This window comes from Ligilactobacillus sp. JN-6 (Y).1 (assembly GCF_058111525.1).
In genome coordinates this window covers 1988748-2008222 of the sequence record NZ_CM176599.1, presented here as the reverse complement: position 1 = coordinate 2008222, position 19475 = coordinate 1988748, and the positions used below count along the sequence as shown (strand labels likewise).

Below are 19475 nucleotides of genomic sequence, written 5' to 3'. Positions count from 1 at the left end.
CTTTCAAGAAAATTAGGAAAAACTAATATTCTAAAAACTTCTGCCTCTCTTTTATGTTAGTTTGACTGAAGGTCTATCCTTCAAGTATTTCTTTTTCCTTGTCGTCAGCCAATGATTCAAGATTTTTGACCGACTCATCAGTAACCTGTTGTGCTTGATCTTCTAAACTATGAAGTTCGTCTTCATTCAAGTCGCCATCTTTCTCAGACTTCTTGAGCTGATCCATCATATCCCGCCGAATGTTACGAACAGCGACCTTGCCGTCTTCAGCTTTAGCCTTGACTTGCTTGGCAAGCTCTTTACGCCGCTCTTCAGTTAACTGAGGAATGACTAATCTGATCGCAGTACCATCATTAGCTGGCGAGATCCCTAGGTCAGATGCAAGAATTGCTCGTTCAACTTCTTTTAAAGAAGACTTATCGTAAGGCGTGACCAACAAAACTCGTGCCTCTGAAACGGTGATCTGTGCCATTTGGTTTAACGGTGTATCTACCCCATAATATTGAACATTGATACGGTTAAGCAAACTGGCATTAGCACGGCCTGCGCGAATATTGCCCAATTCACGTGACAACGCATCTTCGGATTTCGACATTTTAGCTTGAGCGTCTTTAATGATCGGATTACTAATTTTCATGATCTATTTTCCCTCCACTGTAGTTCCAATGTTTTCGCCGAGAACAACCCCTTTAATGTTCCCATGTTCATTCATGTTGAACACAACTAACTGAATATTATTATCCATTGATAGAGAAGAAGCTGTTGTATCCATCACATGCAAACCCTTGTTAATAATATCTAAATGAGTCAATGATTCAAACTTATATGCTTGTGGGTCAACTTTAGGATCCGCAGAATAAATACCATCAACACCATTTTTAGCCATTAAAATGACATCTGCGTTGATCTCAGAAGCACGTAACGCAGCTGTGGTGTCGGTAGAGAAGTACGGTGAGCCAGTGCCACCAGCAAAAATAACGACCCGGTGTTTTTCAAGATGGCGTGTAGCTTTTCTACGGATATAAGGTTCCGCGATCTGGCGCATTTCGATCGATGTTTGGACCCGAGTAGGAACGCCAACATTTTCAAGATTGTCTTGCAAAGCAAGAGCATTCATGATCGTTCCTAACATTCCAATATAATCTGCCTGAGCACGCTCCATGCCCATTTGTGCGCCAGCCTCACCACGCCACATATTACCACCGCCGACAACGATAGCGATCTCGACGCCTAGATCATAAACATCTTTTAATTCTTCTGCAACCTTGCGGATCTCTGGGGGATTGATCCCATGCCCTTCCTTTCCGGCTAATGCTTCACCACTAAGTTTGATAACTATCCGTTTGTACTTGACTGACATGCTTCTCCTCCTAGTTTTATCCATTCATATATTATGAATTTACATTCATTGGATATTTTAGCACAATTTGATATTTTATTGAACTAATGCAAATAAAAAACTAATTTACTCTTAAACTCTTTATCTAAAAAAGCTTTGTAAATTTACCTTTTACCTTAAATTATGCACAAAAAAAGTCCTTGCATCAACAAGGACCCCAAATTACTATTTACGACGGCGTTCTGGAATACGAGCTGCCTTACCTTGCAATGCACGCAAGTAATACAACTTAGCACGACGAACACGACCGTTACGAACTACTTCGATTTTATCAACACGTGGTGAGTGAAGCGGGAAAGTACGTTCAACGCCAACACCGCTACTGATCTTACGAACAGTGTATGTGGCAGAGATACCTTCGCCACGGCGTTTAATAACAACACCTTCAAAAATCTGAATACGCTCACGCTTACCTTCAACGATCCGTGCATGTACACGAACCGTATCTCCTGGGCGAAAATCTGGAATATCATCACGCAGTTGTGACTGTGTGAGCTTTTCAATTAATGGATCAACTGACATTACTTTTTCTTCCTTTCACCGGTATTCATGTCCAGTTGCAGCGGAATACCGTTAATATGGCTTAATAACCAGATATTAGTGTAGCATAACAAGTTGCTTGTGTAAATAAATTTTTCGCTATTAGTTATTCTTCTGCTTTAGCAAACGTAACCAATCTTTTTCTTGCTGCGACAACTGACGCCCTTCCAGCATATCGGGGCGTCGCAGATATGTTTTGCGAAATGCTTCTTTTTGTCGCCATTCAGCAATCTTTTGGTGATTGCCAGAAAGTAATACAGATGGAACTTGCATGCCGCGAAAGTCAGCTGGCCTTGTATATTGCGGATATTCCAGCAAACCAGAGGAAAATGAATCTCCAGGAGCAGAGGCACTGTTACCCAATACTTCCGGTAAAAGCCTAACGGTCGCATCGATCATGACCATCGCACCTAACTCTCCGCCTGTCAAAACAAAATCCCCGATAGAAAATTCATCAGTCACAAGCTCTTTGATCCTTTCATCATAGCCTTCATAATGGCCACAAATAAAAGTCAACTGTGGTTCACTAGCAAGTTGTTCTGCCGTCTTTTGATCAAATTTACGTCCTGCTGGATCCAATAATATCACTCGACCCAATCCCTCACGCACTTTGCTAACATGAGCGAGAGCATCATAAATGGGTTGAGGTTGTAACAGCATTCCTGCACCACCACCATAAGGATAATCATCCACATGATTTTGTCGATCTGTAGTAAAGTCACGAAAATTAGTCAACGTAATATCTAAGATATTTTTCTCGATCGCTTTACCTATAATGGAAGAAGAAAGTGTTCCTGTAAACATTTCGGGAAACAAACTTAAAATATCTATTTTCATTGTTCATCCAATCCTTCAAGCCAGTCGACTATTACACGTTGTTGTTCAAGTTCCACTTTTTGAATAACATCTTTGATCACTGGCAATAATATCTCTTTGCCATTTGGTCTTTTAACTACCCAAACGTCATTGGCACCAGTTTCCATAACCTCAGTAATAGTCCCCAGAAACTCGTTTTTTAAAGAATAAACCTCCAGGCCGATTATTTCATGGTAATAATAAGTACCCTCTTCAAGCGGCGCCTGTTGTTCTTCTGTGATCTGTAATTGAGCGCCCTTATATTTTTCGGCCTCATTAATATCACCGATCTCTTCAAACATCAACATGTCAAACTGCTTTTGCTGTCGGTGTTTCTTGACCGTTAATTTCTGTAAAGCACTGTTTTTTCGTGCCGCATATAGTATTTCCCCAGGGGCAAATCGTTCATCCGCAAAATCTGTGGTTGCCATAACCTTGACTTCACCGTGTATTCCGTGGGTATTTATTATTTCTCCAACATTAAAATAAGTCATAAACACACTCCTAAAAAAGAAAGCCCCTGTCCAAAACTAATTGTCTGAACAAGAGGCCTTAAACTATTTGATTATTATTGGTCCACAATATTTAACCGCACTCTTGCTGAATCATTCAAGTGGACACTATAAACGATCGTCCGAATAGCTTGCGCAACCCGACCATGTTTACCAATAACACGACCAACATCAGCCGGTGCTACGGATAAATTAAAATTTAAAAAGTGTGCATCTCTTTGTGTTGCTATAGAAACTTTATCCGGATCTGCAACAAGAGGTTTAACAATCGAAATAATTAATTGCTTCACATCTGCTTCATTCATTTAATTTACCTTATTTCTTGGCTAACTTACTTTCGTGGAACTGCTTCATGATACCTTCCTTAGAAAGAATATTACGTACTGTATCTGAAGGTTGTGCCCCGTTACCTAACCATTCCAAAATACGGTCTTCTTCCAAGACAACTTCTTCTGGTTTAGTTAAAGGATTATATGTGCCGACCGTTTCGATTTGGCGGCCATCACGTGGTGCACGTGAATCAGCAACTACGATACGGTAAAATGGACGTCTCTTGGAGCCCATCCGCTTCATACGAATTTTAACTGCCATGCTCTAACACCTCCTACATATTTTCTCAACGCTTATAAATATAACAGTTATTTTTCTGCCTGTAAAGGGAAATTTCTTGACACATAGATTTTTTTTGCTCATTGCATGCAAATAATCTACATTTAGTTAAAACTATCTGCGTTTACGCGCCTTTTTCAACTTTTTCATTTTTTTCTTTTTATTTTTACGTGCCATCTTATTCATAGACATCTTGGCCATCTTTCCTTGCATACCATTGCCAAACAAGTTTTCCATCCCCGAAAGATTGCCATTCGAAACCCTTGCCATCATATCGCGCATCTGCTTGAACTGCTTGATCAGGCGATTGACCTCTTGAACCGGCCGTCCTGAACCAGCTGCGATCCTTCTCCTCCGACTTGGTTTTAGAATATCTGGATCTTCACGTTCCTGTTGTGTCATTGAATAAACGATAGCCTTGGTATGGTCCATGTCTTTTGGAGCGATCTGAGCATTTTTTAAAGCTGGATTATTTGCCATCCCAGGGATCATTTTCATAATGTCGTCCATGGAGCCCATATTTTGCACCTGGTCTAATTGATCAAGAAAATCGTTGAAATCGAAGGTATTAGCCTTCATTTTTGCCTCAAGATCTTGAGCTTTTTGCTCGTCGTAATCCTTTTGTGCTTTCTCGATCAATGTCATCATATCGCCCATGCCTAAGATCCGGGACGCCATTCGATCCGGATAAAAAACATCTAGGTCGGCCATTTTTTCACCTTGTCCGATAAACTTGATCGGCTTACCAGTTACCGCACGTATCGAAAGAGCTGCACCGCCCCTAGTATCACCATCAAGCTTGGTCAAGATGACACCAGTAATATTTAATTGTTCGTTGAAACCTTCAGCTACTTCGGTTGCATTTTGACCTGTCATTGAATCAACAGTCAATAAAACTTCATCTGGAGTTGCTAGTTTTTGGATATCGGCCAATTCCTGCATTAATTTTTCATCGATCTGTAAGCGCCCGGCAGTATCAATAAACACATAGTCGTTCTTATTTTTTTCAGCGACTTTTAAGCCCTCTTCTACGATCTTCACCGGTGAAACGTCTGTACCCATATCAAAAACCGGCAGATCATTTTCCGCCCCCAAAGTTTTCAACTGGTCGATGGCAGCTGGACGATAAACATCGGCTGCGATCATCAACGGTCGTGCATGCTGTTCATTTTTTAACTTCAAGGCAAGTTTACTTGCTGTTGTGGTTTTACCTGCACCTTGCAACCCGACCATCATAATAACAGTTGGGATCTTAGGGGACTTATTTAAAGGTACTGCTTTTTCACCCATAACCTTGACAAGCTCTTCATTGACGATTTTTACTATCTGTTGGGCAGGAGTCAAACTTTCAAGGACTTCAGCTCCGACTGCACGGCCACGTACAGTTTTAATAAAGTCTTTGACCACCCCAAAATTAACGTCGGCTTCTAATAAAGCCAAGCGTATTTCACGCATTACTTCTTTCACATCTGACTCACTGAGTTTACCCTTACGGCGTAATTTACCGATCGCATTTTGTAATCTTTCAGTCAATCCTTCAAATGCCATTGTTTTTCCTCACTTTCATCTCTGATTTTCTGTATCTTCTACCAGTGAGACCAACTTTAATAATTTTTTATCACCGGAATAATGCTCCTCAACATAACCTACCAGGGAATCTATCCTTTTATTTCTGGCTAGAAAATCGCTGTATAAATGCAATTTTCTTTCATATTTTTCTAAAGTTTGTTCTGTTCTCTTTATATTATCATAAACAGCCTGACGTGAAACATCAAAGTTTTCGGCTATTTCACCTAAAGAATAATCATCACGATAGTATGAACCAATGTATTGCACCTGCTTATTTGTCAAAAGTTCTTCATAAAAATCAAACAAGGCATTGATACGATTAGTTTTTTCTAATTCCATTACTATTCACCTATTTAGCCGGCTGTGCGACTAGATCCTTAAACAAACCATAAACAAATTTTTCAGCATCAAAATCACGCAAATCATCCATCTGTTCACCTAAACCGACTAGCTTAACGGGTAAATGCAGCTCGTTTCTGATTGCTAGAACTATTCCGCCCATAGCCGTGCCATCCAGTTTAGTTAAAACTATCCCACTAACTTCAGTGACATCTTTAAATTGCTTTGCCTGAGTCAACGCATTTTGTCCTGTTGTAGCATCCAAAGCTAGTAAAACCTCCTGTGGACTTTCTGGTAATTCCCTTTTTATCACACGTTTGATCTTGGCTAACTCATTCATCAGGTTGACTTTGTTTTGCAGCCTACCAGCAGTGTCAACAAGTAAAACATCGTAATTCTCAGTTTGAGCTTTTTTGACCGCATCGAAAACTACGGCGGCTGGATCACTTTGGGCTTCCTTTTTGACAATGTCAACATTTACTCTTTTTGCCCACTCATCTAACTGTTCGATCGCACCCGCTCTGAATGTATCACAAGCAGCTAATAAGACTTTCTTACCTTCCTGCCGATATTTATGAGCTAGTTTTCCGATCGTAGTTGTTTTTCCAACGCCATTGACTCCAACGAATAAAAAGACGGTTGGACCGTTATCAGCAAAACGTAATGAATTGTCTTCTTCTTGTCCTTCTTCTTCATACAAATCAACTAATTTTTCCACTATCGCATCCGAAACATCACTTTTAGACTTAGCATTACGTAGCTTAACTTCATCTTGAAGTTCATCACTTATTTTGACAGCTGTTTCAAAACCAACATCAGATTCGATCAAAGTTTCTTCCAGATCATCGAAGAACTCTTCATCAACATGTCGAAAATTGGCTAATAAAGCATTGATCTTGGCCCCGAAACCTTGACGCGATTTTTTCAAGCCTTCATCATAACGCTCTTCCTCTGATTCATGCTCTTGTGGTTCATCATTTTGGGTATCATCACTTTCAGGCTCATCTTCTTGCGCAGCTCTATCTTCTTTTGGCTGACTTTCCTGCTCAAAAGAAGATACTTCACTTCCGTCTTGCCGCTCTTGTTCATCTACATCTTGCTCCTGGGTCTCATCATGCTCTTCATTATTTGAAGAAGTCTCTGATCCATTATCTTGTTCTTCTTGTTCTTCCTGTTGTTTTTGTTCCTCATCTTCAACCTGTTCAGAACCGGAAAAAGCACGTTTTAGTTTATCGAAAAGTCCCATGTTTATTATCCTCCCGAGTTAGTATAGTACCTATTTTAACAAAGTGATCATTAAATTACATCTTCTAATGAAACGGATACCATTCGCGAAACGCCAGAATCCTGCATAGTTACTCCGTATAAAACATCCGCTTGGACCATCGTTCCCTTACGGTGAGTAATGATAATAAACTGCGTTTCATGGTCAAGTCGACGTAAATACTGAGAATAGCGTGCGACATTGGCCTCGTCAAGGGCAGCTTCTGCTTCATCTAGAACCGCAAACGGTACGGGGCTGACTTGTAAGATCGCAAATAGTAACGCGATCGCAGTCAGCGTTCTTTCACCACCAGATAATAAAGTCAGTTGCTGAGCTTTTTTGCCTGGCGGTTGAGCCGTGATCTCGATCCCAGTTTGCAACAGATCATTAGGGTCAGTCAGTGTTAAATAAGCATTCCCACCTTCAAATATTTGTGGAAAAACTTGAGCAAAAGCCGCAGCAACTTTTTCAAAGGTTGCTTTAAACCGTGTTTTGACCTCATTATCCATTTCAGCCATACTGCTTTCCAGCTGAGATTTAGCAGTTAAGAGGTCATTTTGTTGTTGCGATAAAAACTCATATCGCTCATTGATCCTAGAAAATTCCTTGATCGAACCTAAATTTACATCTCCCAGATCATCCAAACCTAATTTTAAGAGTTTAAGTTGATGTTTGACCTGTTTGGGATCTCTGTTTATTTTTTGTCGAGCGGCATACTCGTAACTCATCTCGTACTGTTCTGAAAGGTCATTAAGATTACGATCAAGTAAAGTGTTAACTCGACTTAATAGGAGCTGCTTTTGTTGCTGCTCATCTTTAGCCGCTTCTTGTAATTGGCTGACTCTTTGCAATTTTTCATTTGCTTGGTTTAATTTATCTTTAAGGTCTGCTTTGTTATTAGTCAATTCGTTTTGCAAAGTACTAGTGTCTTTGATCTGTTTAGAAACATCTGCGAGCTTAACCTTAAGATCTTGTTCAGTCGTATCCTGGGAACGATTTTTCTCAAAAAGATCATCACTTGTAGCCATTTGTTTTTGGATCAATGATTTAAGCCGTTTCTTTTGATTTTCAGCTTCTTTTAATTGGATCTTTAGTGTATCTAAGCGCTCATTTTCTACAGCAATTTTTTGTTTGATCTCAACCATTTGAGCTTCGTATTTTTTCTGAAAATCAGAAGCAGCTGTATTCGCTGTTTGCTTTTCTTGAAGCAATGTCTGCCGTTTTGAAATTCTTGCTTCAATTTCAGCTTGCTGATGTTTAGTATCGCTCATCTGCTGAGAAATTTCTTTTTCTCGTGTCTCTCTTTGAGAATGACTTTGGATCACATTGTCAATTTCTGCTTGTTTATGTTGAACAACATAAGATATTTCTGAATGTTTTTTTGCATAATTTTCATACTCCTCTTTAGCTTTACTTGTCTTCTCATCAAGTTGATCAACTTTTTCAAGCAAGTCTTGACGCTGGTCAGCAGTTTCTTTTCCTGAGATCTCAAGTTTTGTCAATTTCTGCTTCATGGTCTGAATGTCCGACCGTAAATGAGCATATTGCTGCTTTTGGTCTAAAAGTCCAAGACGTTTCTGCTTACCAGCACCACCAGACATTGACCCTCCCGCATTTATCACTTCACCTTTCAATGTCACGATCCGCGCCGCATGCTTACTAACATTTGCAGCTTGTAATGCCACATCCAAGTCAGAAACGATCACTGTCATTCCTAAAAGATAATTCAACACACTTTGCTCAGCTTGTCCTATTTTGACCAAATCACTCGCAACTCCAAGAACTCCGGTAATATGAGCCAACTTATCTAACAAATTTGCTGCTAGATGACGCGGTTTGATCGTGTTTCTTGGTAAAAATGTCGCTCGTCCGAGACGGTTGTTATTTAAATACTCAATTGACTGTTTAGCCGCTTTTTCATCAACAGTCACAATATTTTGCAACTGGCCACCTAATACTGTCTCGATAGCATTACTGTATTCAGGAGATAACTCCAGCAACTCTGCTACGGATCCGACGATCCCGGTTAGTTGCTTTCTTGCTTGTAAAACATTTTTAGCACCTTGATAATATCCGCTATAGTTGGCAAAAACACGCTCCAAAGTCTCTAGTTGCGTTTGCGCTTTGTGCATAATATCGCTCGCAGAATACCACTGCTCTTGTTTTTGTTTATATAATTTTTCAATTGTAGCGAGTTCTTTTTGTGTTTGTGTAGTTTGTTCTTTAAACTGCAGGACTTTTTGCTTACTTTTAGCTAATTTATCTGCCATTGCAGCTCGTTGAGAAACAAACTGGTCAAGTTCTGTCTTTTGCGCTTGCAAGTGATCATCTTGAGATTTATTGTCTTTTGAATTCTCCTCTTGCTGTTGCTGTAGATACTCTATTTTACTTGCTAACGACGAACGTTTTTGCACTAAATCCAAGATCTGTTGTCTAATATCTTCGATCTCACTTGCCAACTGAACCGGATCAACATCTTGACGTTTTTTTGTGTCCGTGAGTTGTCTTTGAAGCTGTTCTAGGCCATCTTCCTTATCTTGAACTTGTTTTTTCAATTCAGTGAAACGTTTTTCGCTTTCCTCTAAATCATTTTTATTTTCAGCCAACTGGCTTTCAAGTTCAGTCAATCTTTCTTTTTGAAAAGTTCGTTCTTGCTGTGACATTTCTTGCTTACCGGACATGCGTTCCTTTTGTCGAGTAAGCTCCAACAACCGCTTAGAAACCTCAGCTGATCTTTGCTCCAGCTTTTCATTTTTATTAGTTAGTCTATCAGTGAGCTCTTGTTGTCTTTCTTTTTGTGAAGCATACTTTGCCACTAAATCATTTATTTTCCTCAACTCGCTATTTGCAGTATCGACCTGCCCTTTTAACCCTTCAATTTCTAAGACTAGGTCACTCAGTTTAAAGTGGTCATACTGTTTTTTTTGTTTGAGGTAATCTTTGGCTGCACTTGCTTGTTTTTCAAGCGGCTCTCTTTGTTTATCCAATTCGACTATCACGTCAGCAACGCGGTCTAAATGGTCAGTTGTTTCCATTAGTTCGGAACTTGCTTTTATCTTTTCTTTTTTATACTTAGAGATCCCTGCGGCTTCTTCGATCAAATACCTACGCTCTTCGGGTTTACTGTTAAAAACCGATTCGACCTTGCCCTGAGAAATGATTGAAAATGAGTTACGGGAAACACCGGTGTCCATGAACAATTCACTGATATCACGCAATCTCACGTCTTTGTTATTTATCAAAAATTCACTTTCACCGCTTCGATAAAGCCGGCGACATATAACGACTGATTCGGGTAGATTTTTTAATGTTTGATCACTATTGTCAAATTCGATACTCACTTCTGCCCGATTCAAGGATGTCCTTGTTTCTGAACCACCAAAAATAATATCGGCCATTTTATCTCCACGCAAGCTTTTGGCTGATTGTTCACCGAGTACCCATCGTAAAGCATCAATAATATTACTTTTACCGCTACCATTTGGACCCACGACCCCTGTCAATCCATCGGTAAATTCAATTCTAGTTTTATCTGCGAAAGACTTAAAGCCATTCAGCGTTAATGCCTTTAGTTTCAATGAACACGCCCCCCTTATGACATTACTTGGTGGCAGTTTTGCCAAATTTCTTTAACGCTTGGGCCGCAGCAGCTTGCTCGCCTGCTTTTTTAGAATAGCCAGTACCCTCACCTAATTTCTCATTATTTGCATAAACAGCCATCCGGTAAAGGCGATCATTGTCGGGACCTTCTTGATTTAATAACCTGTATTCGATCGAACACTCACCGTCTTTTTGCAAATATTCTTGCAGCTCAGTTTTATGATCAAAGAAATGATCGAACCAACCCATATCAAGTTTAGGAAAAACGACTTGTGAAATAAAATCTACAACGACTTGCTTACCCTGGTCCAAATATAAAGCACCGATAAATGCTTCAAAAATGTCACACAGCAGCGAAGGGCGTTGCCTGGCGTCCGCTTTTTCTTCACCTTTTCCTAAGCGAATGTATTCATCAAAATGACATTCCTTGGCAAATTTGCTAAAACTATCCTCACAAACCATCGCCGCACGCAAACGAGACAGCTTGCCTTCAGGCATAGTATCATACCTTTTGAATAAATATTCTGAAACACAGAGCTGCATTACAGCGTCTCCCAAAAATTCTATCCGCTCATAGAATTTTAGATCTTGTTTCGGATGTTCGTTGACATATGATGCGTGTGTGAACGCCTCATCCAATAAATCTTGATTTTTAAAATCTATCCCGAAACTATCCTTCAAATGCTTTTTTAAGCCAATTATCAATATGATTACTCCTTTTCTAATGACTCAACTACTCAAGGGTCCAAACAAATGATCAAGTTAGGATTATTTGATTTAGGAGAAACATCGGTCATTCGCTTTGAAATATTTCTCCTAAGTCCAATATTAGTCTGGACCAGCTCGCTAACGGCTTTCTATAAAAAAAACTGGCACATCAGGCCAGTTCATCAAAAATCAATTATCTTGCTTAGTTTTTTTGGTGAGTAGAGATATACGAGACTGCTTGACCGACCGTGACTAACTTCTCAGCGTCATCATCTGAGATCTCAGCGCCAAATGTGTCTTCTAACTCTAATACAAACTCAACGATGTCGATCGAATCTGCATCCAAATCATCTTGAAAGCTCAACTCATTAGTAACTTTCTGCGCCGGATAATTAAAACGTTCTTCAATGATTTTTGCGATTTTATCAAAAACTTCTTTTTCTGTCATGTTATTTACCTCACTCATAAGTCAGTAGTATAATTTTATCTTTTTCTACATAAATTGTCCAGTACATCAGAACTATCATCAACTAGGAAGTTAAAAAATATATGGACTTTTAGTGTTTCTAGCCAGAGCTAATTTTCATCGGTAGACATGTTACTTGCTGGTTCTTGTTTTGCTTCCTTTTGCTTTTGTTGTTGAACAGAAAAATATTCGGTAAAGTTTGGCAGCATTTGCCCATCGATTATGCTTTTGATCTGTTGGATCGTATGATAGACAGTCTTAGCGTCGCTGGCACCATGTGCCTTAACGACTGGTGCCTTGACACCCAGCAAAACCGCACCACCATACTGTGACTGATCCATTTTGCCTTTGATCTGTCCTAGACTTGACTTCAATAATAAAGCACCTAGTTTACCTGAAATACCAGACTTCATGATCGTATCTTTTAACAAGTGCATAACAGATGAAGCCGTTCCTTCAATTGCTTTCAAAACTGCATTGCCAGTGAATCCATCAGCAACTACAACATCACAAACACCTTCCAAAAGGTCACGCGACTCAACATTACCGACAAAATTGATCGACTTATCAGCCGCGATCAAATCATGAGCTTCTAAAGTTAACCTGCTGCCTTTATGTGGTTCAGTCCCATTGTTCAACAAGCCAATGCGTGGTTCTTTGATTCCACGAACACTAGTTGCGTAGTACTTGCCTAAAAGAGCGTACTGATAAAGCTGCTCTGGCTTGCTATCAGCATTAGCCCCACTATCAAGCAGGTTAAATGATTCATCGTCTGAACTAACAACAGGTAAAGTGGAAACCAAGCCAGGACGAGCTATTCCTTTGATACGCCCGACCAACAAGAGACCAGCGGCTAATAAGGCACCTGTATTCCCACATGAAAACAATGCATCTGCCTCGCCATTTTTCACTGCAGTGGCAGCCATGACCATCGAAGAATTCTTTTTACGCCGGATCGCACGCACAGGCTCATCATTCATATCTATTTTCTCACTAGCCTGTACGATCGTGATCCTTTCGGTCTTATGGATCAAAGGATCGATCTGAGCTCGATCTCCGTACAGTACAAATTCCACGTTTAAAAACTTATCACGTGCCATTTCAACACCTTCAACAATGGACTGTGGAGCATTATCTCCACCCATTGCATCTACAGCTATTTTCAAATTTCTCATCCTTTCAACAACAATTATGTAGCAAAATTGTTAGTCAGTTAATAATAGCAAACTTTTTATTCTTCTGCCCGTTCTAACACTAAAAATTAATCCAATCCCGAAGGTTGGATAACTTTTCTACGCAAATAACTTATCAATCCAGTGTTCTGCGTTTTGTGTTCAAAATCTGGATCGCTGATCACAGCGTGTGCTTCTTGCTGCGCAACTTGCAAAACGTTGAGGTTTTCAACTGGATCTCCTACCTTAAACTCCGGTAACCCAGCTTGTTTTGACCCCAAAACTTCGCCTGGTCCTCTTAATTCCAAGTCTTTTTGTGCGATCAAAAACCCATCATTACTTTGAACCATTGTTTCCATTCGTGCTTTTCCATAATCATTTTTTGGATCTGCGATCAACATACAATAAGACTGATGGCCACCTCGTCCTACTCTTCCACGCAATTGATGTAGTTGAGCCAGGCCAAAACGATCAGCGTCCAAGATCAACATAACCGTGGCATTAGGAATATCAATACCCACTTCAACTACCGTAGTCGCAACTAAAACTGAATATTTTTTAGCCTTGAAATCACGCATGACTTGATCTTTCTCTTGACTTTTCAATTGTCCATGCAGCAAACCAACTTTAAATTTTGGTTCAAAAAATGAGCTCATTTTTTGGTAAACTTCTTGAGCATTTTGCAACTCTACCATTTCCGACACTTCTATTAGCGGAGAAACAACAAATGCCTGTGCGCCAGCAGTAATTTGCTGACTCAAAAAATTAAGTGCCTCGTTAATTTGCTTCTTAGAAAACCATTGAGTTTTGATCGGTTTACGGTCTTTAGGTAATTCATCGATGATAGAAACATCCATCTCTCCGTAACTTGTAATGGCTAGCGTCCGTGGGATCGGCGTTGCTGTCATAGCTAAGACGTCCGGATCATTTCCCTTCATACGCAGCATTTTCCGTTGCTCAACGCCAAAACGATGTTGTTCATCAACAACGACAAAACCTAGATCATGAAAAACGACATCATTTTGGATCAAAGCTTGCGTACCAACAACGATCTGCACTTCTCCATCAGCCAGATGACTTAATAGCTCTCTTTTCTGCGCCAATCTACCAGTAGAAGAACTTGTCAGTAAAGCAACGTTAACTTTTAATCGAGCAAATAGATCAGATAATTTATCCGCATGCTGTTCAGCTAATATTTCAGTCGGAACCATTAGCGCACACTGAAACCCAGCAGTCACTGCTGCATACATAGCTATTGCAGCGACCACAGTCTTACCTGAGCCAACATCGCCTTGCAACAAACGATTCATATGAAGCGGATGATGCATATCACTGCATATTTCATTGACAACTTTTTTTTGCGCCGCAGTTAACTCAAAAGGTAACCCAGCAATAAATTTTTTTAGGAGGCTATTATTGTACGCAATTATTTGCCCACTCGCATGTTTATTTTTATTTTTTATGAATTGTAAGCCTGCCTGGTAACGGAAAAATTCTTCAAAGATAGCGGATCTTCGAGCTAAGTCAGCAGCACGCTTATTAGCTGGAAAATGCATGTCATGGATCATCTGTGAACGAGAATCCAAGCGATACTTAGTACGTATGGTTTTCGGAACAATATCAACAATTAGGTCACTATATTGCTCGTATGCTAAACTAACCAGCTTTTGAACCGTACTGGGCCTGATTTCTTTGGAAGAGCGGTAGACTCCAGCAAAATCATCGTTAGAGTTTGCTGTAAAAAGTTTCATTCCCGTTACTCTTTGTCTTTTAACATCATATTTACCATAAACACCAACCTCTCGCCCTGTCTCAAGTCGGGATGCTAAATAAGGTTGATTAAAAAAGGTAACCATTAATACATCCTGTCCAACAAGAAAACGGAAATTTAAGCGGCTCTTTTTTCTGCCAAATCTTGTCACTACAGGTTGGGAAGCTACTGTTCCCTTGATCGTAGCTTTTTCTTGGTCTGCGACCTCATCTAGTTGTTTGGTACTTAAGTCATCATAACGAAAAGGGTAAAAAGTCAACAAATCTTCAATTGTATTAATGCCTAACTTGTTTAAAGCGATGATCCTTTTAGGCCCGGCACCATTTAACACCGAAACAGAAGACAACAGACTACGTTCAGTCACATCACTCACCCTTTCCGCTTTATTTAATGATTATTTAGTTGAAATTATCTTTTAAAACAAAGACTAGAACATTCACCACATCTGACAAAAATAACTATCATCTTTATTAAGCAGTAAAAACCGACTGACCCTGTCCGGACCAATCAGTTAAACTTTATTCAACAGATATCAAATACGGATATAGCGGTTGATCGCCTTCATGAATTTCAATTTCCAGTTCATCATGATCACTCAAAATCGCCTCTTTGACCTGCTGCGCTTCTTCTTGGTCACCACCCTCACCGATAATAATGGTGATTATCTCACTATCATCTTCAAGCATAGCCCTGACCATCGACAAAGTTGTTTGGTAAAGGTCTTTTCCTGTGACACTGATATTTCCATCGACAATTCCCATATAATCCTTATTATCGATCTGTTGGCCATCGATAGTTGTATCTCTGATCGCTCGCGTGACTTCTCCAGAAATGACCGTGTCAAGGTCTTCAGTCATCATCTCAACATTTTCATCAAGTCCCGAGTTAGCATTAAACGCCAACATTGCTGTTAAACCTTGAGAAATTGATTTTGTTTTGACGACTCCAACGGAAACATCACTAACTTCAGCAGCCTGCTGAGCCGCCATAAAAATATTCTTATTATTTGGTAGGATGATAACCTTCCTTTTGCCAGACTTCTTGACAGCTGCAATGATATCTTCTGTGCTAGGATTCATTGTCTGGCCCCCATCAAGGATTTCTGTCACGCCCAAACTCTTAAACATTTTCGCCAAGCCTGCACCAGAGGTAACCGAAATAATACCATAGTCACCAGTATCAACTTCTGGTGTTCCTTCTTCTGACGGCCCTTCTTGCAAGTCATCTTTCTCCAAAATGGTCTCGTGTTGTAAACGCATATTGTCAACTTTGACTTTAACTAATGAGCCAAACTTCTGACCGTAAGATAAAACTTCCCCTGGATGTTCAGTATGAACGTGCACCTTAACTACCTCATCATCAGCGATGACCAGTAGAGAATCACCCATTTCGGCTAGATGTTCACGAAATTTATCATAATCAAATTTGGAATCGACTAGACGTCCAGCGCCCAGTCGAACCATAATTTCCGTACAGTAACCGTATTTGATATCAGCAGTATCCAATTTACTTTGTACACTCTTATGATGCTCGGCATTGACCATTTCATCCATTTCTTGAACTGAAGGTTGGTATTTATCCGCTTCAACCTTCTTATTTCCACTTAAAGAGTCGAAAAATGCTTCATAAACAAAAGTCAATCCTTGACCGCCTGAGTCGACCACACCGACTTCTTTTAAAACCGGCAACTGTTCGGGTGTTTGTGCCAATGCGTTTTTTGCTGCTTCATATGCATCAGAAAGCACCTGAACACAATCATCGGAATTTTTTGCACGTTGACGCGCAGCTTCAGCAGCTTTTCGTGCGACAGTCAAAATCGTACCTTCAGTAGGCTTCATTACCGCTTTATATGCAGTTTCAACGCCGCTGGAGATCGCATCAGCCAAGTCTTGTGCTGACAAAGTCTGTTTTTTAGCAGTGCTTTTTGAAAAACCACGAAAAACCTGGGAAAGGATAACTCCTGAATTCCCACGAGCCCCCATTAACAAACCCTTTGCCAATGCGGATGATAATTCACCAACCTCAGTTGCAGTAGACTCTTTGACATACTGAGCTCCGCTCGCAAATGACAGACTCATATTTGTACCGGTATCTCCATCCGGTACAGGAAAAACATTCAAAGAATTTATAAATTCAGCGTTGCTGTTTAAGCGGTTAGAAGCTGCCGTTATCAATTTACGAAATTCTTTATCAGTGATCGTTACAACTTTCAAATCTTACTTCCTCCTTGAACACGTTTAGTCTTCAATGACTCTAACGCCTTGGACGAAAACGTTGACGGACCTAGCCTTCAATCCAAGCATTGATTGTAAATTATATTTAACTTTATCCTGAACATTGCGACAAACCTCTGAGATCTTTGTCCCGTATCCGGCAATAATGTAGACATCGATCGCGATACCTTCATCTTCTTGGCGTACTACGACACCTTTTGAATAATTATCACGTTTTAATATCTCGTTTAAATTATCACGGATCTGATTTTTACTTGCCATCCCAACGATGCCAAAGATCTCAGTAGCCGCTCCGCCAACAACTGTTGCAATCACATCATTACTGATGTCAATATTGCCTAATTGGTTCTGAATTTTTACAGCCATAATAACAGCCTCCTTGCTATTAATAGACAATCATTTATTATTTTATCATATACCTTTCTTAAAGCCAAACTAACATATATTAGTCTGAAAAACAGCCAAACTCACTAGCAAGTATAATACCCCCCGCTGATATTTACCTTGTCTCAACTCACATCCAGATTAACGGACCCCAAAAATACAGGCCCGCCAGGCGGATTTATTATGACCAGACAAAGCCAGCATGCGAAACAATTAGCTGCCAAGTGATTTTACTTTACAGAAAAATCTTGCAATTACACTCTTATTATGATAATTTAGTTTAGTGAGTAAAGCGACTTGATTCGCTGTAAAGAGATTAAGGAGGAACATTGATAATGGCAAAAGATTATATTACTGGCCGTAAAACTACTTTTGGTAAGAAACGTTCTCATGCTTTAAACCAAACAAACCGTAGCTGGAAGCCAAACTTGCAAAAAGTTCGCATCATGGTCGACGGTAAGCCTAAGAGAGTTTGGGTTTCCGCTCGTGCCTTAAAATCTGGTAAAGTTAAGCGTGTTTAACACAAAAAATGGACTCCATTAGCGGTGTCCTTTTTTTATACCTTGTCCTATTTTTTGTGCCATAAAAAGAGACAGAAACTGGCCTTTACCCCACTGTAAGGTCTATGACAGATCCTGTCTTTTTTTGTCTACTCAAAATAGTATTTTTGCAGTACTGTATAATTCAATCATGGCACTGGATAGTACATACAACACCACTTTGAAAAGAAAAGTTAGTTGTATCGCCGACAAATTCGTTACTTGATAATGAGATCGGTTCTGTAAAATCAACGCCATCTAGTTGATATTTAGCGTCATATAGATGTAAGTTGGATACCGAATTTAAACAAACAAACGCCAAATAACTGGTCAGTGGTAATTTGGCCAGACAATGACTTCCCGGTAAATAAAAATTAACGATATTCCATTTATCGACCAACTCTATTTTTTCACAATATGGTTTAAATTCAGGCATCAAAACGAAGAAAAGATTACTCAGCAACTGATCCAACCTAGCACCTGTTGCCCCATAGATCACAATTTTATCAAACTGCAACTCTTGGATGATATAGCGCAAGGCTAGCATTGTATCTGTAACATCTTCTTTTTTTGGTCGTATTACACTTTTGCTCGAATTCTTTTTTATTAATTCGATCTCTTCAGCTGTAGAAGAATCAAAATCACCTACCGCTAAGACCGGCTCGACCCCGTTTTTAACGAGTCTGACTGCTCCATAGTCAGCACCGACCCAAACTTCAGCATCTGCTACATGCCTCAAATGGTCTTCAAGATCGTCTGGCCAATCAGAAGTCGGACCGCCGACCAACAAATTGACGATCATAGCTGTGTTTCGCTCGCTTTTCGGAGCGCTTGGATACTATCTGCAGGAACATCAGCACCAAAAATATATGACCCTGCAACTATAACATTTGCACCGGCAGAAAGAGCTTGTTTGACTGTTTGGTCATTTAACCCCCCATCAACTTCAATATCATAATCCCAGTGTTCCTTCTTCTTAGCAGCAGCTAATTCTTTGACCTTTTCCATCGTTTCTGTCAAGAATTTCTGACCACCCATGCCTGGATCAACAGTCATCACTAATACCTGATCGACCATTGGTAAAACTTCACGGATCATGTTTACTGGTGTACCCGGATTTATTACGACTTCAGCTTTCATTCCCGCACTTTTTATCAAGGACAATACTGAATGGAGATGCGGTGTAGCTTCAACGTGGATCCCCATTATATCAGCCCCTGCTTGCGCAAAATCAGCTACATATTTTTCAGGATCTTCAACCATCATATGACAGTCAAATACTAAATTTGAGTGTGGACGCAAAGCTTTGACCACATTAGGACCGAAAGTCAAATTAGACACAAAATGGCCGTCCATAATATCAATATGCAAGTACTCAACACCTGCTTTTTCAACAACTTTAACATCATTTGCTAAATTGGAAAAATCGGCACTTAAAATCGATGGTGCTATCTTCATATTATCACCTCATTAAAATAATCAACCTGCATATTATAGTATATCTTTCACCAAGC

20 protein-coding genes are annotated in these 19475 nt (G+C 39.9%); 1 reads left to right on the top strand and 19 read right to left on the bottom strand.

Annotated elements, in window-relative coordinates:
* Positions 1–73: 73 nt before the first annotated feature.
* From frr to AC3XNE_RS09285, 17 genes are all read right to left on the bottom strand, one after another.
* Positions 74–637: a ribosome recycling factor gene (gene frr / locus AC3XNE_RS09365; RefSeq protein WP_489831805.1), complete on the bottom strand. Its 564-nt coding sequence runs from the start codon at positions 635–637 to the stop codon at positions 74–76.
* A 3-nt stretch (positions 638–640) separates the two neighbouring features.
* On the bottom strand, positions 641–1360 hold the full coding sequence (pyrH, locus tag AC3XNE_RS09360; RefSeq protein ID WP_489831804.1) for a UMP kinase: 720 nt from the start codon (positions 1358–1360) through the stop codon (positions 641–643).
* Between the two features lie 204 nt (positions 1361–1564).
* Positions 1565–1921 carry a 50S ribosomal protein L19 gene (gene rplS, locus AC3XNE_RS09355; protein ID WP_489831803.1) on the bottom strand — a complete coding sequence of 119 codons (357 nt, stop codon included), beginning with the start codon at positions 1919–1921 and terminating at the stop codon, positions 1565–1567.
* A gap of 120 nt (positions 1922–2041) precedes the next feature.
* A complete protein-coding gene (trmD, locus tag AC3XNE_RS09350) occupies positions 2042–2776 on the bottom strand; it encodes a tRNA (guanosine(37)-N1)-methyltransferase TrmD (protein WP_489831802.1) in 735 nt (244 codons plus the stop codon).
* The gene (gene rimM, locus AC3XNE_RS09345; RefSeq protein ID WP_489831801.1) at positions 2773–3288 is read right to left on the bottom strand and encodes a ribosome maturation factor RimM; all 516 of its coding nucleotides are present in this window, start codon (positions 3286–3288) and stop codon (positions 2773–2775) included. The genes trmD and rimM overlap by 4 nt, the downstream gene beginning before the upstream one ends.
* Positions 3289–3362: 74 nt before the next feature.
* Complete coding sequence (locus AC3XNE_RS09340) at positions 3363–3611, bottom strand: KH domain-containing protein (protein WP_489831800.1); 249 nt, start codon at positions 3609–3611, stop codon at positions 3363–3365.
* A 10-nt stretch (positions 3612–3621) separates the two neighbouring features.
* On the bottom strand, positions 3622–3897 hold the full coding sequence (gene rpsP / locus AC3XNE_RS09335; protein WP_489831799.1) for a 30S ribosomal protein S16: 276 nt from the start codon (positions 3895–3897) through the stop codon (positions 3622–3624).
* A 132-nt stretch (positions 3898–4029) separates the two neighbouring features.
* Positions 4030–5463, bottom strand: a complete 1434-nt coding sequence (gene ffh / locus AC3XNE_RS09330) for a signal recognition particle protein (RefSeq protein ID WP_489831798.1) — start codon at positions 5461–5463, stop codon at positions 4030–4032.
* A 15-nt stretch (positions 5464–5478) separates the two neighbouring features.
* Entirely contained in the window at positions 5479–5823 is a 345-nt protein-coding gene (locus AC3XNE_RS09325; protein WP_489831797.1) for a putative DNA-binding protein, read from the bottom strand.
* Positions 5824–5833: 10 nt separating this feature from the next.
* Positions 5834–7069 carry a signal recognition particle-docking protein FtsY gene (ftsY, locus tag AC3XNE_RS09320; RefSeq protein ID WP_489831796.1) on the bottom strand — a complete coding sequence of 412 codons (1236 nt, stop codon included), beginning with the start codon at positions 7067–7069 and terminating at the stop codon, positions 5834–5836.
* 50 nt (positions 7070–7119) lie between these two features.
* Positions 7120–10665: a chromosome segregation protein SMC gene (gene smc / locus AC3XNE_RS09315; RefSeq protein WP_489831795.1), complete on the bottom strand. Its 3546-nt coding sequence runs from the start codon at positions 10663–10665 to the stop codon at positions 7120–7122.
* Between the two features lie 22 nt (positions 10666–10687).
* Complete coding sequence (rnc, locus tag AC3XNE_RS09310; RefSeq protein ID WP_489831794.1) at positions 10688–11392, bottom strand: ribonuclease III; 705 nt, start codon at positions 11390–11392, stop codon at positions 10688–10690.
* Positions 11393–11597: 205 nt separating this feature from the next.
* Positions 11598–11843, bottom strand: a complete 246-nt coding sequence (acpP, locus tag AC3XNE_RS09305; RefSeq protein ID WP_489831793.1) for an acyl carrier protein — start codon at positions 11841–11843, stop codon at positions 11598–11600.
* A 128-nt stretch (positions 11844–11971) separates the two neighbouring features.
* Complete coding sequence (plsX, locus tag AC3XNE_RS09300; RefSeq protein ID WP_489831792.1) at positions 11972–13027, bottom strand: phosphate acyltransferase PlsX; 1056 nt, start codon at positions 13025–13027, stop codon at positions 11972–11974.
* 95 nt (positions 13028–13122) lie between these two features.
* Positions 13123–15168: an ATP-dependent DNA helicase RecG gene (gene recG, locus AC3XNE_RS09295; RefSeq protein ID WP_489831791.1), complete on the bottom strand. Its 2046-nt coding sequence runs from the start codon at positions 15166–15168 to the stop codon at positions 13123–13125.
* 154 nt (positions 15169–15322) lie between these two features.
* Positions 15323–17017, bottom strand: a complete 1695-nt coding sequence (locus AC3XNE_RS09290; RefSeq protein WP_489831790.1) for a DAK2 domain-containing protein — start codon at positions 17015–17017, stop codon at positions 15323–15325.
* Between the two features lie 24 nt (positions 17018–17041).
* Positions 17042–17404, bottom strand: coding sequence for an Asp23/Gls24 family envelope stress response protein (locus AC3XNE_RS09285; protein ID WP_489831789.1), 363 nt, complete (start codon positions 17402–17404; stop codon positions 17042–17044).
* 353 nt (positions 17405–17757) lie between these two features.
* Here AC3XNE_RS09285 and rpmB point away from each other — a divergent pair, with 353 nt between their 5' ends.
* Positions 17758–17943, top strand: coding sequence for a 50S ribosomal protein L28 (rpmB, locus tag AC3XNE_RS09280; RefSeq protein WP_010496223.1), 186 nt, complete (start codon positions 17758–17760; stop codon positions 17941–17943).
* A gap of 163 nt (positions 17944–18106) precedes the next feature.
* On the opposite strand, the gene AC3XNE_RS09275 is transcribed toward rpmB, so the two are convergent.
* Positions 18107–18763, bottom strand: a complete 657-nt coding sequence (locus AC3XNE_RS09275; RefSeq protein WP_489831788.1) for a thiamine diphosphokinase — start codon at positions 18761–18763, stop codon at positions 18107–18109.
* Positions 18760–19419 carry a ribulose-phosphate 3-epimerase gene (rpe, locus tag AC3XNE_RS09270; RefSeq protein ID WP_489831787.1) on the bottom strand — a complete coding sequence of 220 codons (660 nt, stop codon included), beginning with the start codon at positions 19417–19419 and terminating at the stop codon, positions 18760–18762. Before rpe ends, AC3XNE_RS09275 begins: the two co-directional genes overlap by 4 nt.
* Between the last annotated feature and the right edge of the window lie 56 nt (positions 19420–19475).

Bases quoted from the DNA above. Each gene is read 5' to 3' on its own strand.
- frr (WP_489831805.1), bottom strand. From the start codon at position 637: ATGAAAATTAGTAATCCGATCATTAAAGACGCTCAAGCTAAAATGTCG.
- pyrH (WP_489831804.1), bottom strand. From the start codon at position 1,360: ATGTCAGTCAAGTACAAACGGATAGTTATCAAACTTAGTGGTGAAGCA.
- rplS (WP_489831803.1), bottom strand. From the start codon at position 1,921: ATGTCAGTTGATCCATTAATTGAAAAGCTCACACAGTCACAACTGCGT.
- trmD (WP_489831802.1), bottom strand. From the start codon at position 2,776: ATGAAAATAGATATTTTAAGTTTGTTTCCCGAAATGTTTACAGGAACA.
- rimM (WP_489831801.1), bottom strand. From the start codon at position 3,288: ATGACTTATTTTAATGTTGGAGAAATAATAAATACCCACGGAATACAC.
- AC3XNE_RS09340 (WP_489831800.1), bottom strand. From the start codon at position 3,611: ATGAATGAAGCAGATGTGAAGCAATTAATTATTTCGATTGTTAAACCT.
- rpsP (WP_489831799.1), bottom strand. From the start codon at position 3,897: ATGGCAGTTAAAATTCGTATGAAGCGGATGGGCTCCAAGAGACGTCCA.
- ffh (WP_489831798.1), bottom strand. From the start codon at position 5,463: ATGGCATTTGAAGGATTGACTGAAAGATTACAAAATGCGATCGGTAAA.
- AC3XNE_RS09325 (WP_489831797.1), bottom strand. From the start codon at position 5,823: ATGGAATTAGAAAAAACTAATCGTATCAATGCCTTGTTTGATTTTTAT.
- ftsY (WP_489831796.1), bottom strand. From the start codon at position 7,069: ATGGGACTTTTCGATAAACTAAAACGTGCTTTTTCCGGTTCTGAACAG.
- acpP (WP_489831793.1), bottom strand. From the start codon at position 11,843: ATGACAGAAAAAGAAGTTTTTGATAAAATCGCAAAAATCATTGAAGAA.
- AC3XNE_RS09285 (WP_489831789.1), bottom strand. From the start codon at position 17,404: ATGGCTGTAAAAATTCAGAACCAATTAGGCAATATTGACATCAGTAAT.
- rpmB (WP_010496223.1), top strand. From the start codon at position 17,758: ATGGCAAAAGATTATATTACTGGCCGTAAAACTACTTTTGGTAAGAAA.
- AC3XNE_RS09275 (WP_489831788.1), bottom strand. From the start codon at position 18,763: ATGATCGTCAATTTGTTGGTCGGCGGTCCGACTTCTGATTGGCCAGAC.
- rpe (WP_489831787.1), bottom strand. From the start codon at position 19,419: ATGAAGATAGCACCATCGATTTTAAGTGCCGATTTTTCCAATTTAGCA.